Genomic DNA, 13,321 nt, shown 5'->3' with positions numbered 1-13,321 from the left:
GTTGATCACGTGACCAGCGCCGAGCCGAGGCCCCCGGACAGCGAGCCGATCCGCACCCTCCTGCGCGAGGTCCTCACCGCCCTCGCGTCACCGTCGGCGGCCCCGCTGCCTCCGCTGTCCAGGCCCCGCCTGCTGCGCCGGCTGCCGCACGTGGTGCTGTGCCTGATCGCGCTCGGGCTCGCACTCGCGGGCGTGGCCGAGTTCAACGACACCTATCGACTCGGTTTCCCGCTGGGTGAGGTGACCGGGGCCGCACAGGGCGTGGCGCTCGTCCTCGCCCTGCGGCGGCCCGTGCCGGCGTGGTGGCTGTCGCTGGGCGCCACGCTCCTGGCCGCCGCCGGGGCCAGGTCGCACATGATGGCGGACGTTCCTGCGTCGCGCCCCGACTGGCCGTGGAGTTCGCCCGCGCTGGTCGCGCAGGCCTTCGTGCTCTTCCTGCTGGCGCTGCGGCTGCCCGCACGGGTGGCCATCGGCGCGCTGTCCGTGACCGCCCTGCTGACGTACGTCATGCAGGGCCTGGTCGGCGGACAGCTGTACCACTCGACGGGGTTCCTGGCGGTCGTCGTCTTCGCCGCGGCGGTCCTCCTCGGCATCGCCCTGCGCGGCCGCCGCGAAGCCCGCACCCAGCTCGTCGAACAGGCCTCGCAGACCGAGGAGGAGCGCGCCCGCCGCACCCTCCTCGAGGAACGCAGCCGGATCGCGCGCGAGCTGCACGACGTGGTCGCCCACCACATGTCGGTGATCTCCATCCAGGCCCAGGTCGCCCCGCACCTGGTCGAGAACCCCTCCGACGAACTGAAGGAGAACCTCGAGGGCATCCGGCAGAACGCCCTGGAGGCGCTCACCGAGCTGCGCCGCGTCCTCGGCGTGCTGCGCTCCGAGAACCCCGAGGACCCGTACGGCCTCGGTGCCGGCACCGGTGCCGCCCCCAACTCCCCGCAGCCCACGCTCGACCGCCTCGACGCCCTCGTCGAGAACACCCGCGCCGCCGGTCTCCAGGTCACCACGGAGGTCACCGGCGAGCAGCTCCCGCTGCCGCCCGGCGTGGAGCTTTCGGCGTACCGGATCATCCAGGAGGCACTGAGCAACGCCCTGCGGCACGCGTCCGGTTCGGCGGTCCGCGTCGAGCTGTGGCACTTCCCGCGCGGGCTTCAGGTGCGGGTGATCAATTCCAGACCCGAGCGTCCCGCCCCGCCGTCCCCGGGCGCGGGGCACGGGCTGCTCGGTATGCGGGAGCGCGCCGCGATGCTGGGCGGCACCCTCGTGACCTCCGAGACCGCACACGGCGGATTCGTGGTCGCGGCCTTCCTGCCCCGCGACGGCGCGGTCACGGGCGACGCCCCCTCCACCGACCTTTCCCCATACCCGTCCCCTCCCCCTTCCACCTCCCCATCCACCGACGTCGATTGCCCAGGCCGCACAGGAGACGAGAGCCGATGACGAGCAGCACCATCCGCGTACTGATCGCCGATGACCAGCAGATGGTCCGCCAGGGTTTCACCGTGCTGCTCAACACCCAGCCCGACATCGAGGTGGTCGGCCAGGCGGTCGACGGCCTGGACGCGATCGCCAAGGTCGCCGAACTCGCCCCGGACGTCGTACTGATGGACATCCGTATGCCCGAGCTCGGCGGCATCGACGCGACCAGACGCATCACCGGCGAGACCCCGCACATCAAGGTGCTGGTGCTCACCACCTTCGACCTCGACGAGTACGTGTACGAGGCGCTGCGGGCCGGCGCCTCCGGGTTCCTGCTCAAGGACGCGTCCGCCGACCAGCTGGCCGAGGCGGTACGGGTGGTGGCGGCCGGCGACGCGTTGCTCGCCCCCGGGATCACCCGCCGTCTCATCGCCGAGTTCTCCCGCCTGGACTCCACACCCCGCGCCCCGCTCAAGCAGCGCGTGGGCGAGCTGACCGAGCGGGAGACGGAGGTGCTGTCCCTCATCGCGCAGGGCCTGTCGAACGCGGAGATCGCCGAGCGCCTGGTCGTCGCCGAGCAGACCGTGAAGACCCATGTGGGCCGCATCCTGGTGAAGCTGGGCCTGCGCGACCGCACCCAGGCCGCGGTCTTCGCCTACGAGTCGGGCCTCGTGCGCCCGTCCGGCTACTGAGCCCGCGGCTGTTGAGTCCACGGCTGCCCAGCCCACGGACTTCCGCGCCCACCCCATCCCCCGGGTGTCCCCCCGGATCCGTCCAGGGGGACACCCGGGGGATACCCGTAGTACCTGAGACGGATCCCGCAGGACCCTTCTCACTGGTGACGACCGCGACCCGGCAGGCGGCCTACCGTTTTGAACGTGACCGAGACGACCCAGACGCAGATGAAGCCGCCGGGCGGGGCCAAGCCCCGCAGCCCGGAGTTCCGGCTGGCCGCGGACGCCCTGCGCGGGCTGCGGCAGGACCTGTTCCACGACGCCTTCGCCTACCGCCCGCTGCCGCGTATGCGGGTGGACGGTCCGCTCGCCCGACGCCTTCCCGAGCGCGTCAGGGAGTACGCGGCCTGGACTCCGCACGCCGTGATCACAGCGTGCGGACTGCTCGCGATGGCCGTCGCGAGCACCGCGAACGAAGGCGGCCCCGGCATCGGGAGTCTGGTGCCCAGCCTCCTTGCGCTGCTCCCGGTCCTGCTGACGCTCGTCCGGCCGGTCGGAGCCTTCTGGTTCTCCATGGCGGCGACACCGTTCGCGGCCGTGTTCAGCGGCAGCTGGGGCGAATGGCCCTGGCCGGCGGGCGCCTTCATCACCCACCTGGTGGTGCTGACGGTCGTGGCGCTGCGGACGCGGCCGCGCACCGCCGCCTGGATGTGGGCGCTGACCGCGTGGTACGGATTCATGTCCGAGTCCCTCTTCGGCGCCGGGCAGATGGAGGGCAACGCGGCTCCGCTGCTGTTCCTCTCCGCCCTCGCCCTCCTGGCCGTCACCGTCCTGCACGTACGCCGCGCGGCCGAGCAGGAGGTGACCGCCCACCAGTCGGAGACGGCGCAGGAGCGCTCCAGGCGCACTCTCCTGGAGGAGCGCACCACGATCGCCCGCGAGCTGCACGACGTGGTCGCCCACCACATGTCGGTGGTCGCCATCCAGGCGGAGGCCGCGCCCTACCGGGTGGAGAACCCACCGCCCGAGCTGGAGCAGGCCTTCGTCACGATCCGCGAGAACGCGGTGGCGGCGCTCACCGAGCTGCGCCGCGTCCTCGGTGTCGTACGGGCCGCGGACTACGAGGCTCCGGACGCCCCGCAGCCCACCCTCGCCGACCTCGGTGCGCTCCTCGCCAATGTGCGGGAGGCGGGTCTGAGTGTGGAGAAGACGGTCACGGGCGCGGTGCGCGAACTCCCGCAGGGCGTGGAGCTGTCGGCGTACCGCATCGTCCAGGAGGCGCTGAGCAACACCTTGCGGCACGCGCCGGGCGCGACGGCCCGCGTCGAGATCGGCTACGTTCTCGGCGGGCTCGGCCTGCGCATAGTCAACGGCCCCGCGCAGACCACGACCCTGGTGAAGTCCACCCACGGCGCGGGGCACGGCATCACCGGGATGCGCGAGCGGGTCACGATGCTGGACGGCGAGATGACGACGGGCGAGACGGACGACGGGGGCTACGAGGTGACGGTCTTCCTGCCGGTGCCGCTGCGGGCGGCGGAGGAGTCCGGATGACGAACGGCACCATCCGCGTCCTGATAGCCGACGACCAGGTGATGGTCCGCGAGGGCTTCTCGGTGCTGCTCGGCGCGATGCCGGACATCGAGGTGGTCGGCGAGGCGGTCAACGGCCGGGACGCGGTCGAGCGGGTCCGTGAGCTCGGACCGGACGTCGTGCTGATGGACATCCGCATGCCGGAGATGAACGGCATCGAGGCGACCCGGGAGATCGTCGCCGCGGACAGCGCCGCGAAGGTGCTGGTGCTGACCACCTTCGACCTCGACGAGTACGTGTACCAGGCGCTGCGGGCGGGAGCCTCGGGCTTTCTGCTCAAGGACGCCTCGGCGCGTCAACTCGCCGACGGGGTGCGGGTGGTGGCGGCGGGGGAGGCGTTGCTCGCCCCGTCCGTGACCAAGCGGCTGATCACCGAGTTCTCCAAGCTCTCGGACGCTCCGCGGCTCTCGGTCACGGCCCAGGCGGCCTACGGCGAGCTGACCGAGCGGGAGACGGAGGTGCTGGTCCTGATCGCCCAGGGTCTGTCGAACGCGGAGATCGCCTCGCGGCTGTTCGTCGCCGAGTCCACGATCAAGACCCATGTGAGCCGGATCCTGGTGAAGCTGGGCCTGCGGGACCGCACACAGGCGGCGGTGTTCGCGTACGAGGCGCGGCTGATCACACCCAGGTGACCCGGGTGGCCCCTGACCGGGGGAGCGCGGCGGCCGGGCCGATGGCGGGGTACGGGGGTCCTCGCCGGTGGCCCGGCCGCCGAGACACCCCTGTTCAGCCGGGGCGAGTCGGGCTAGCGTCCGCCCATGGCAGCCTCGCAGTCCCCGCAGTCCCCGCGGACGCCGCAGACACAGCACTCTCCGCAGACACCGTCGGCCTTCGATCCCTGGAACCCGGCGTTCGTGGCGAACCCGTACCCCGCGTACGCGGAGCTGCGCGAGCGCGGCCGGGTGCACTACTACGAGCCCACCGACCAGTGGCTGGTCCCGCACCACGCGGACGTGTCGGCGCTGCTGCGGGAGCGGCGCCTGGGCCGGACCTACCAGCACCGTTATACGCACGAGGACTTCGGGCGGACGGCACCTCCGCCCGAGCACGAGCCGTTCCACGTCCTCAACGACCACGGAATGCTGGACCTGGAGCCACCGGACCACACGCGGATCCGACGGCTGGTCTCCAAGGCGTTCACACCGCGCACGGTCGAGCAGCTCAGGCCGTATGTGGACCGGCTGGCGAACGAGCTGGTCGACGGCCTGGTGGCGGCCGGCGGCGGTGATCTGCTCACCGATGTCGCCGAGCCGCTCCCGGTGGCCGTGATCGCCGAGATGCTGGGCATCCCGGAGTCGGACCGGGCGCCGCTCAGGCCGTGGTCGGCGGACATCTGCGGGATGTACGAGCTGAACCCCTCCGAGGAGACGGCGGAGAAGGCGGTCCGGGCGTCGGTGGAGTTCACCGAGTACCTCCGGGAGCTGATCGCCGCGCGCCGCAAGGAGCCGGGCGACGACCTGATCTCGGGCCTCATCGCCGCGCACGACGAGGGTGACCGCCTGACCGAACAGGAGATGATCTCCACCTGTGTCCTGCTGCTGAACGCGGGGCACGAGGCGACGGTGAACGCCACGGTGAACGGGTGGTGGGCGCTGTTCCGCAACCCCGACCAGTTGGCGGCCCTGCGCGGTGACCGTTCGCTGATCCCCACGGCGGTGGAGGAGCTGATGCGCTATGACACCCCGCTCCAGCTCTTCGAACGGTGGGTGCTGGACGAGATCGAGATCGACGGCACGACCGTTCCCCGGGGTGCGGAGATCGCGCTGCTCTTCGGCTCCGCCAACCACGACCCGAAGGTCTTCGCGTCCCCGGAGAGTCTGGATCTCTCCCGGACCGACAACCCCCACATCTCCTTCAGCGCCGGCATCCACTACTGCATCGGCGCCCCGCTGGCCCGCCTCGAACTGGCGGCGTCCCTGGGCGCTCTGCTGGAGAAGGCGCCGACGCTCGCCCTCGCCGCGGAGCCGGAGCGCAAGCCGAACTTCGTGATCCGCGGGCTCGAAGGGCTCAGCGTCGTGCTCTGACCCGTCGGCTGAGTGCCCGGAGTCCCCGGGCCCGGAGTCCCCGGGCCCGGAGTCCCAGGGCCCAGAGTCCCAGCGCGGCGGTCGTCCCGCCGAGGACCATCAGGGGCAGCTCGGCATAGAGCACGCTCCAGTCGGGCCCCTGCTCGAACCGCTGGAACCGGTCGCGGCTGTTGACGGCCCAGACCGCCAGCCCCGCCCCCGCGCCGACGACAGCGATCAGACATCCGCCCGCGGCCTGCATCCTTTGCCCCATGACCCTCACGGACGTGGTGCGGGGACCCGGGGTTCCCCGGTCCCCGCACCCAGCACGCGCGGGCCCGCCCTCAGGTGCTCATGTCCCGGCGCCGCAACGCCGCCAGTCCCGTGGCGGTCAGGGCCAGGGCGATCGCCGTCAGGATCAGTACCGGTGTCCATGCCATCTCCCCGCCCGGCAGCTTGGGGAGGTGACCGAAGGGGGAGAGGTCCATGACGGCCTGGGGGACGTTCAGGGCGGGGCCGATCCAGCCCAGCAGGAGGGCCACCCCGGCCGCGCCCCAGGCGCCGGGGGCCAGCTGGGGCGAGATCCCGTAGAGAAGGACCGCAAGGCCGCCCAGCGTCCAGACCGCCGCGACCTGGACGAGGCAGGCGCCGAGCACGGGCCGGAGCTCATGGCCGTACCCGAGTCCTAGACCGAGCCCGCCCAGCGCCATGATGAGCGCCGCGCCGCCGAAGGCGACGACCAGATGGCCGCAGGCCCACCGCAGCCGCCCCACCGCGTTCGCCAGCACCGGTTCCGCCCGCTGTGAGGTCTCCTCACCGTGCAACCGCAGCACCGAAGAGACGACGTACAGCGCGGCCACCATCCCCAGCATGCCGACCATCGTCGCGAGGAACGCGTCCGTGATCCCGGACTGCCCGCCCATCCGCTCGATGATCTGCCGGGTCTTGTCGTTGCTCCCGACGAGATCGGCGGCCCCCTTCGTGATCCCGCCGAACGCGGCACCCGCGGCGAGGAACCCGAGGCTCCACCCCAGCACGGCCCCCCGCTGCAGCCGCCAGGCCAGCGCCCCGGCCGACCCGAGCCGCCCCCGCGCGGGCCCCGGCCGGGTCGGCAGGAAGCTCATCCCGACATCGCGCCGCCCGGCGAGTTCGTAGGCGACCGCGCCCTGGATCACCACGGCCGCGACGAACAGCGGCAGCACCCACCACCGCTCCTGGGCGAAGGGGCGTTCGTTCTCCAGCCATCCCAGCGGCGACAGCCAGGTCAGCACGGAGGAACCGTCGTCCGTCGACGAGTCGCCCGCCGCCCGCAGTACGAACGCCGCGCCGAGCAGCCCGCCCGTCAGCCCCTTGGCGAGCCGCGCGCTCTCGGTGAGCTGGGCGACGATCGCCGCCATGGTGGCGAAGACCATGCCGACGCCCCCGACGCCGAGCCCGAGGGCCAGCGCCCCGCCGCCGCCCTGTCCTGCCAGCCCGCCCGCGATGAGCAGCGCGAGCACGCCGTTGGCGACGAGGGCGGCCAGCAGCGCCGCCGTCAGCGGGGCGCGGCGCCCCACCATCGCCGACGAGAGGAGTTCCTGGCGCCCGCTCTCCTCCTCCTCGCGGGTGTGCCGTACGACGACGAGCAGGCTCATGATCCCGGCGAACAGACCGGCGTAGCCGCCGATGCGCCAGGCGGTGAGTCCGCCGAGCGAGTCGTCGAACACCGGCCCGTACGTGGCGCGCAGGGAGCTGTTGGTGAGCATCTGGCGGGCGAGGTCGGCGCGTTCGGCGACGGTGCCGTAGACGGACTTCAGGGAGTTCGGCATGGACAGCACCAGCAGGCCGATCACGCCGACCCACAGCGGCATCATCAGCCGGTCGCGGCGCAGGAAGAACCTCAACAGGGTGCCGGTCCCGGCTAGTTGGCGGGCACTCCGGGCCCGTACCCCACCCCGTACGGCAGCGGTCGCGGTGGTCGCGGTGGTCATCGCGCCATCGTCCCTTCGCCGTTCACCCGAACGTCGTCCAGGACGTCGTCCTGGACGTCGTCCTGGTAGTGCCGCAGGAACAGTTCCTCCAGGGTCGGCGGCGTCGAGGTCAGCGACCGTACGCCCGAGTCGGTGAGCGAGCGCAGTACGGCGTCGAGTTTGTCGGTCTCGACCTGGAGCCTGACCCGGTGGCCCCGGATGTCGAGGTCGTGCACGCCGGGCAGGTGCGCCAGCCCGTTGGGCGGTCCCGCGAGTTCGGCGGTGACGCTGGTACGGGTCAGATGGCGCAGGTCGGCGAGGGTGCCGCTCTCGACGGTGCGGCCCTTGCGGATGATGCTGACGCGGTCGCACAGCTCCTCCACCTCGCTGAGGATGTGCGAGGACAGCAGGACGGTCCGGCCGCGGTCGCGTTCCTCCTCGACGCACCGCTGGAAGACCTCCTCCATCAGCGGGTCGAGACCCGAGGTGGGCTCGTCGAGGATCAGCAGGTCGACGTCCGAGGCGAAGGCCGCGACGAGGGCGACCTTCTGCCGGTTGCCCTTGGAGTAGGTGCGTCCCTTCTTGGTGGGGTCGAGTTCGAAGCGTTCGATCAGTTCCGCCCGGCGCGCCGGGTCGAGCCCCCCGCGCAGCCGCCCGTACAGGTCGATGACCTCGCCGCCGGAGAGGTTGCGCCACAGGGTGACGTCGCCGGGAACGTAGGCGACCCGGCGGTGCAGCTCCACCGCGTCCGCCCAGGGGTCCTGGCCGAGCACCTGCGCCGAGCCCGCGTCGCCGCGCAGCAGGCCCAGCAGGACCCGGATGGTGGTGGACTTCCCGGAGCCGTTCGGGCCGAGGAAGCCGTGCACCTCGCCGGCCTCGACGTCCAGGTCGAGACCGTCCAGCGCGTGTGTCCCGCCGAACGACTTGTGCAGCCCGGAGACGGTGATCGCCTTTGTCGTGGCCTTCGTCATTCCCTTGGCCCTGCCCTTCGTCATGCTTCAGAACGTACGCTTCTTTCAGAAATTTGTGAAGTTAACGAATTGTATAAACACTCGGATACAATCGGGGGATGACAGAGCCGGAGGCGGTGGGAGCGGCAGGGGCGACGGGCCGGGACGCGGAGGCGGTCTCGCGGTTCGTCGAGCACTTCGCGGCGCAACTCGTGGAGGCCGGGATGCCCCGGATGCCGTCCCGGGTCTTCGGGGCGCTGCTCGCCTCGGACACCGGCGCTCTGACCTCGGTCGAACTGGGCGAGCAACTGCGGATCAGCCCCGCGGCGGTCTCCGGTGCCGTGCGTTATCTGGCGCAGGTGCACATGGTGTCGCGCGAGCGGGAGCCCGGTTCGAGGCGCGAGCGGTACCGCGTGCACAGCGACCAGTGGTACGAGGCGCTCACCAATCGTGAGGCGATCATCAAGCGCTGGGAGGACGCGCTGCGCGAAGGCGTCGCCAGCCTGGGCGCGGACACCCCCGCGGGCGGTCGGCTCGCGGAGACCCTTGCCTTCTTCGAGTTCATGGAGGGCGAGCTGGAGTCGATGATGGACCGCTGGCGGATCCACCGGGAGCAGCACTTCGGCGAGGGCTGAGAGCCCCCGCCGAAGAAATGTTTCCTACCGCTTCTCGGTCCTACCGCTCCTTGGCTCTACCGCTCCTTGGTCTCCTCCAGGACCGTCCGCCCGAGCAGGGCGTACCGCTGCGGTGCGCGGCGCTTGAGGTACGTCGCGTACGCCACGCCGCCCGCCGCGATCAGGGCGACGATCCAGGGGGTCGCCTTCAGTACGAGGGAGCCGGACTCCGTGCCGGCCGCGGCGCCCATGTTGGACACCAGCAGGACGACCACGCCGAGCATCGCGAGGCCGCCGATGAGCGGGGCGGTGAAGGTCTTGAACCAGTGCCTGCTCTCGGGGTGGTTCTTGCGGAAGTACGCCAGCACCGCGAAGGAGCAGACCGCCTGCACCACCAGGATGGCCATCGTGCCGAGGATGGCGAGCAGGACGTACGTGCCGGTGTACGGGTCCTTGCCGGCCAGCCAGAACGCGGCTATGAGGACGGCGCTGACGACCGTCTGGACGAGGCCCGCGATGTGCGGGGAGCCGTGCTGGGGGTGGGTGCGGCCGACCGTGCGCTGGAGCGAGGGGAGGACGCCCTCGCGGCCCAGTGCGTACATGTATCGGGCGGCGCAGTTGTGGAAGGCCATGCCGCAGGCCAGTGAGCCGGTGATCATCAGCCACTGCATGACGTCGACGGCCCAGTGCCCGACGTAGTGCTCGGTGGGGTTGAAGAACAGGGCGAGCGGGTTCGAGGAGGAGGCGGCCGTGACGGCCTCGCTCTCGCCGTTGCCGATGATGGCCATCCAGGAGACGAAGACGTAGAAGACGCCGACGCCCAGGACGGAGATCATCGTCGCCTTGGGGATGATCTTCTTCGGGTCGCGGGACTCCTCGCCGTACATCGCCGTGGACTCGAAGCCGACCCACGACCAGAAGGCGAAGAAGAGGCCGAGGCCCGCCGAGGTCCCCTTGAAGGCGTTGACCGGGTTGACCGGGCCGAAGGTGAAGCCGTGCGGACCGCCGCCGTGCAGGGCGACGGAGACGGCCATGGCGGCCAGGATCGTCACCTCGGTGGCCAGCAGTACGACGAGCAGCTTCTCGGCGACGGACACCCCGAACCACGTGCCCGTCGCGTTGACGGCGAGCATCAGGACCGCGAACGCCCACCAGGGCACGTCAAGTCCCGTCTGGTCCTTGAGGGTTCCGGTGGCGAAGGTCGAGAAGATGCCGATCAGGGCCGGCTCGAAGACGACGTACGCGAAGGTCGCGAGGAGTCCCGAGGCGAGTCCCGCGGTGCGGCCGAGGCCGTAGGAGATGAAGCCGTAGAAGGCGCCGGTGGAGGTGATGTGCTTCGCCATCGAGGTGAAGCCGACCGCAAAGATGGCCAGGACGACCATTGCGACGAGGTAGCTCGCCGGGGCGCCGATGCCGTTGCCGGCGGAGACCATGAAGGGCACGTTGCCCGTCATGGCGGTGATCGGGGCGGCGGTGGCGACGGCCATGAAGACCACGCCGAGCAGTCCGATCGCGTTCGGCTTGAGCCGGTGAACTGCGCCTCCGGGTCCCTCCGGGGTGCCCGCCGCCTCAGGGACCACGCCCTCTTGCACTGCCATCGAGTGGCCCCTTCCCGCGTTCGCTCGCCGTCCGCACCCTGGGTGCGGCGGAGTGGATTACGAACCGGAATGCTGCACGAGAAATGAGTCCTGTCACGGGTTGGAAAGTTAAATGTGCGTCAACCAGACCTTTAGGAGTCCGGGTGGAGCGAACGTCCTTGTTAACTCTGCGCCGGATCGTGGACCGCGCCCGACGCCCCTCCGTACGGTCCCTGGCATGACCACCTACTCCGCCACCCTCGGCGGCCGGACGTACTCCTTCGCCGGTCTCGCGGGGCTGCTCGCCGCCGCGAGCCCCGAGCGTTCCGGCGACCGTCTCGCCGGGCTCGCCGCCGACTCCGCGCAGGCGCGCGTCGCCGCGCGGTGGGCGCTGGCCGAGGTTCCGCTCGCGCGGTTCCTCGCCGAGCCGGTGATCCCGTACGAGACCGACGACGTGACCCGCCTCATCGTGGACAGTCACGACGCGGCGGCCTTCGCCCCCGTCTCGGGCCTCACGGTGGGGGAGTTGCGCGAATGGCTGCTGTCGGACGCGGCGGACGCGCCGGCACTCGCCGCGCTCGCCCCCGGGCTGACCCCCGAGATGGCCGCCGCGGTGTCGAAACTGATGGGCAACGCGGACCTGGTGGCGGTCGCCCGCAAGGTCCAGGTCGTCACCGCCTTCCGTTCCACGATCGGCCTCCCGGGCCGCCTGGCCACCCGCCTCCAGCCCAACCACCCCACCGACGACCCCGCGGGCGTGGCGGCGGCCCTGCTGGACGGTCTGCTCCTCGGCTCCGGCGACGCGGTGATCGGCATCAACCCGGCCACGGACAGCCCCAAGGCGGTACGGGACCTGCTGGACCTCCTGGACGGCGTGATCGACCGCTACTCCATCCCCACCCAGTCCTGCGTCCTGTGCCACGTGACCACCAGCATCGACCTGATGGAACGCGGCGCCCCGGTGGACCTGGTCTTCCAGTCCATCGCCGGTACGCAGGCCGCGAACGCCTCGTTCGGGGTCACGCTGGGACTCCTGGACGAGGCGTACGAGGCGGCGCGCTCGCTGGCCCGGGGCACGGTCGGCTCCAACGCCCTGTACTTCGAGACGGGGCAGGGCAGCGCGCTCTCCGCCGACGCGCACCACGGGGTGGACCAGCAGACGGTGGAGGCGCGGGCCTACGCGGTCGCCCGCCGCTACGACCCACTGCTCGTGAACACGGTGGTCGGCTTCATCGGCCCGGAGTACCTGTACGACGGCCGCCAGATCCTCCGCGCGGCCCTGGAGGACCACTTCTGCGGCAAACTCCTCGGCCTGCCCATGGGCCTCGACATCTGCTACACCAACCACGCCGACGCCGATGACGACGACATCGCCACGATGCTCACCATGCTCGGTGTCGCCGGCGCCTCCTTCGTGATCTGCACCCCTGGAGGAGACGACATCATGCTCAACTACCAATCCGCCTCGTACCACGACGCGTTGTACCTGCGCGAGGTGCTCGGGCTGCGCCCGGCACCGGAGTTCGAGGCGTGGCTGGGGCGAATCGGCCTGCTGGACGACGGTGGCGGGATACGGGACGTGGCGGGTACGGGCCATCCACTGACGGCGATCGGGCGGGGGCTGGCGGCATGACGGAACGTCAAGTGATGGCACTGGAGTCGGACGCCGCTCTCTGGAACTCCCTGCGTCGGCACACCCAGGCCCGGATCGGGCTCGGGCGGGCCGGCTCGGCGTTGCCCACGCGGCACCGGCTCGAACTGCAGGCCGCGCACGCCGCCGCGCGGGACGCGGTGCACTCGCCGTTCGACCCGGACGTGGTGGCGTCCGCGCTGGCGGGTGCGGCGACGATACGGGTGCGCAGCGCCGCCCCCGACCGGCTCACCTATCTCCAGCGCCCGGACCTCGGACGCAGGCTCCACGACGTGGACCGGGCGCATCTGCCCCGCGACGGCTGGGACGTGGTGTTCGTCGTCGCCGACGGGCTGTCCAGCCGGGCGGTGCACGAGCACGCGGCGGCCGTCGTGCGCGCGACGACACAGCGGCTGCCCTCCGACTGGCGCGTGGCTCCCGTCGTACTCGCCGAGCAGGCGCGGGTGGCTCTCGGCGACGACATCGCGCACGCGTTGGGGGCCAAGATGGCCGTCGTCCTCATCGGGGAGCGGCCCGGGATGTCCGCCGCGGACTCGCTCGGCGCGTATCTCACGTACGACCCGCGCCCGGGTCGCACCACGGACGCCGACCGCAACTGTCTCTCCAACATCCGCCCACCCCTCGGCCTGTCCCACACCGCCGCGGCGACGAAGCTGGCGACACTGATGCGCAGGGCACGCGACCTCGGCCGCACCGGCATATCCCTGAAGGACGAGTCCACTTCCGCACTGCCCCAGCCATAGCGTGCCGGACGCGCTGAAGAGGCGGGGCGAAGCCCCCGCCTGAGGGGCGCGGGGAACTGCGCGACCAGCCCCCACCCACCCGCAGTCGACCACCACACCCCGGGGTCGAAGGGGCGGAGCCCCTGGGGGATGGGACGGGTAGGGGCGG

Annotated in this window: 12 protein-coding genes; 8 read left to right on the top strand and 4 right to left on the bottom strand. The window is 71.5% G+C overall.

Features of this window, described 5'->3' with window-relative positions; genetic code table 11:
• Positions 1–9: 9 nt before the first annotated feature.
• The 5 genes from AQJ27_RS26975 (at position 10) to AQJ27_RS26955 (ending at position 5,710) form a co-directional block, all read left to right on the top strand.
• Positions 10–1,440 carry a sensor histidine kinase gene (locus AQJ27_RS26975; RefSeq protein WP_067374106.1) on the top strand — a complete coding sequence of 477 codons (1,431 nt, stop codon included), beginning with the start codon at positions 10–12 and terminating at the stop codon, positions 1,438–1,440.
• Positions 1,437–2,111 (top strand): response regulator, encoded by a 675-nt coding sequence (locus AQJ27_RS26970; protein ID WP_067374104.1) that lies wholly within the window; start codon positions 1,437–1,439, stop codon positions 2,109–2,111. The genes AQJ27_RS26975 and AQJ27_RS26970 overlap by 4 nt, the downstream gene beginning before the upstream one ends.
• A 186-nt stretch (positions 2,112–2,297) precedes the next feature.
• Positions 2,298–3,647 carry a sensor histidine kinase gene (locus AQJ27_RS26965; protein ID WP_201264349.1) on the top strand — a complete coding sequence of 450 codons (1,350 nt, stop codon included), beginning with the start codon at positions 2,298–2,300 and terminating at the stop codon, positions 3,645–3,647.
• The gene (locus tag AQJ27_RS26960; protein ID WP_067374101.1) at positions 3,644–4,318 is read left to right on the top strand and encodes a response regulator; all 675 of its coding nucleotides are present in this window, start codon (positions 3,644–3,646) and stop codon (positions 4,316–4,318) included. The genes AQJ27_RS26965 and AQJ27_RS26960 overlap by 4 nt, the downstream gene beginning before the upstream one ends.
• A 126-nt stretch (positions 4,319–4,444) precedes the next feature.
• On the top strand, positions 4,445–5,710 hold the full coding sequence (locus AQJ27_RS26955) for a cytochrome P450 (RefSeq protein WP_079065273.1): 1,266 nt from the start codon (positions 4,445–4,447) through the stop codon (positions 5,708–5,710).
• Here the strand turns inward: AQJ27_RS26955 and AQJ27_RS26950 are convergent.
• The 3 genes from AQJ27_RS26950 to AQJ27_RS26940 form a co-directional block, all read right to left on the bottom strand.
• The gene (locus tag AQJ27_RS26950; RefSeq protein WP_067374094.1) at positions 5,694–5,963 is read right to left on the bottom strand and encodes a hypothetical protein; all 270 of its coding nucleotides are present in this window, start codon (positions 5,961–5,963) and stop codon (positions 5,694–5,696) included. The genes AQJ27_RS26955 and AQJ27_RS26950 overlap by 17 nt on opposite strands.
• Before the next feature lie 70 nt (positions 5,964–6,033).
• Entirely contained in the window at positions 6,034–7,659 is a 1,626-nt protein-coding gene (locus AQJ27_RS26945) for an ABC transporter permease (protein ID WP_067374092.1), read from the bottom strand.
• The gene (locus tag AQJ27_RS26940) at positions 7,656–8,609 is read right to left on the bottom strand and encodes an ABC transporter ATP-binding protein (protein WP_067374089.1); all 954 of its coding nucleotides are present in this window, start codon (positions 8,607–8,609) and stop codon (positions 7,656–7,658) included. The genes AQJ27_RS26945 and AQJ27_RS26940 overlap by 4 nt, the downstream gene beginning before the upstream one ends.
• Positions 8,610–8,707: 98 nt before the next feature.
• On the opposite strand from AQJ27_RS26940, the gene AQJ27_RS26935 reads away from it, so the two are divergent.
• Positions 8,708–9,223 carry a GbsR/MarR family transcriptional regulator gene (locus AQJ27_RS26935; RefSeq protein ID WP_067374086.1) on the top strand — a complete coding sequence of 172 codons (516 nt, stop codon included), beginning with the start codon at positions 8,708–8,710 and terminating at the stop codon, positions 9,221–9,223.
• A gap of 56 nt (positions 9,224–9,279) precedes the next feature.
• On the opposite strand, the gene AQJ27_RS26930 is transcribed toward AQJ27_RS26935, so the two are convergent.
• Entirely contained in the window at positions 9,280–10,800 is a 1,521-nt protein-coding gene (locus tag AQJ27_RS26930) for an APC family permease (RefSeq protein WP_067374084.1), read from the bottom strand.
• A gap of 217 nt (positions 10,801–11,017) precedes the next feature.
• Between AQJ27_RS26930 and AQJ27_RS26925 the strand changes: the two genes are divergently transcribed.
• Both AQJ27_RS26925 and eutC read left to right on the top strand, forming a co-directional pair.
• On the top strand, positions 11,018–12,412 hold the full coding sequence (locus AQJ27_RS26925) for an ethanolamine ammonia-lyase subunit EutB (RefSeq protein ID WP_067374081.1): 1,395 nt from the start codon (positions 11,018–11,020) through the stop codon (positions 12,410–12,412).
• Positions 12,409–13,173, top strand: coding sequence for an ethanolamine ammonia-lyase subunit EutC (eutC, locus tag AQJ27_RS26920; RefSeq protein WP_067374078.1), 765 nt, complete (start codon positions 12,409–12,411; stop codon positions 13,171–13,173). The genes AQJ27_RS26925 and eutC overlap by 4 nt, the downstream gene beginning before the upstream one ends.
• The last annotated feature ends 148 nt before the right edge of the window (positions 13,174–13,321 follow it).

This window comes from Streptomyces olivochromogenes (assembly GCF_001514115.1).
GTDB classification, from domain to species: Bacteria; Actinomycetota; Actinomycetes; order Streptomycetales; family Streptomycetaceae; genus Streptomyces; species Streptomyces olivochromogenes.
Note: the sequence above shows the minus strand (reverse complement) of the source record. Positions and strands in the feature narration are given on the sequence as shown.

Bases quoted from the DNA above. Each gene is read 5' to 3' on its own strand.
- AQJ27_RS26930 (WP_067374084.1), bottom strand. From the start codon at position 10,800: ATGGCAGTGCAAGAGGGCGTGGTCCCTGAGGCGGCGGGCACCCCGGAG.
- AQJ27_RS26925 (WP_067374081.1), top strand. From the start codon at position 11,018: ATGACCACCTACTCCGCCACCCTCGGCGGCCGGACGTACTCCTTCGCC.
- AQJ27_RS26935 (WP_067374086.1), top strand. From the start codon at position 8,708: ATGACAGAGCCGGAGGCGGTGGGAGCGGCAGGGGCGACGGGCCGGGAC.
- eutC (WP_067374078.1), top strand. From the start codon at position 12,409: ATGACGGAACGTCAAGTGATGGCACTGGAGTCGGACGCCGCTCTCTGG.
- AQJ27_RS26955 (WP_079065273.1), top strand. From the start codon at position 4,445: ATGGCAGCCTCGCAGTCCCCGCAGTCCCCGCGGACGCCGCAGACACAG.
- AQJ27_RS26940 (WP_067374089.1), bottom strand. From the start codon at position 8,609: ATGACGAAGGCCACGACAAAGGCGATCACCGTCTCCGGGCTGCACAAG.
- AQJ27_RS26950 (WP_067374094.1), bottom strand. From the start codon at position 5,963: ATGGGGCAAAGGATGCAGGCCGCGGGCGGATGTCTGATCGCTGTCGTC.
- AQJ27_RS26970 (WP_067374104.1), top strand. From the start codon at position 1,437: ATGACGAGCAGCACCATCCGCGTACTGATCGCCGATGACCAGCAGATG.
- AQJ27_RS26960 (WP_067374101.1), top strand. From the start codon at position 3,644: ATGACGAACGGCACCATCCGCGTCCTGATAGCCGACGACCAGGTGATG.
- AQJ27_RS26945 (WP_067374092.1), bottom strand. From the start codon at position 7,659: ATGACCACCGCGACCACCGCGACCGCTGCCGTACGGGGTGGGGTACGG.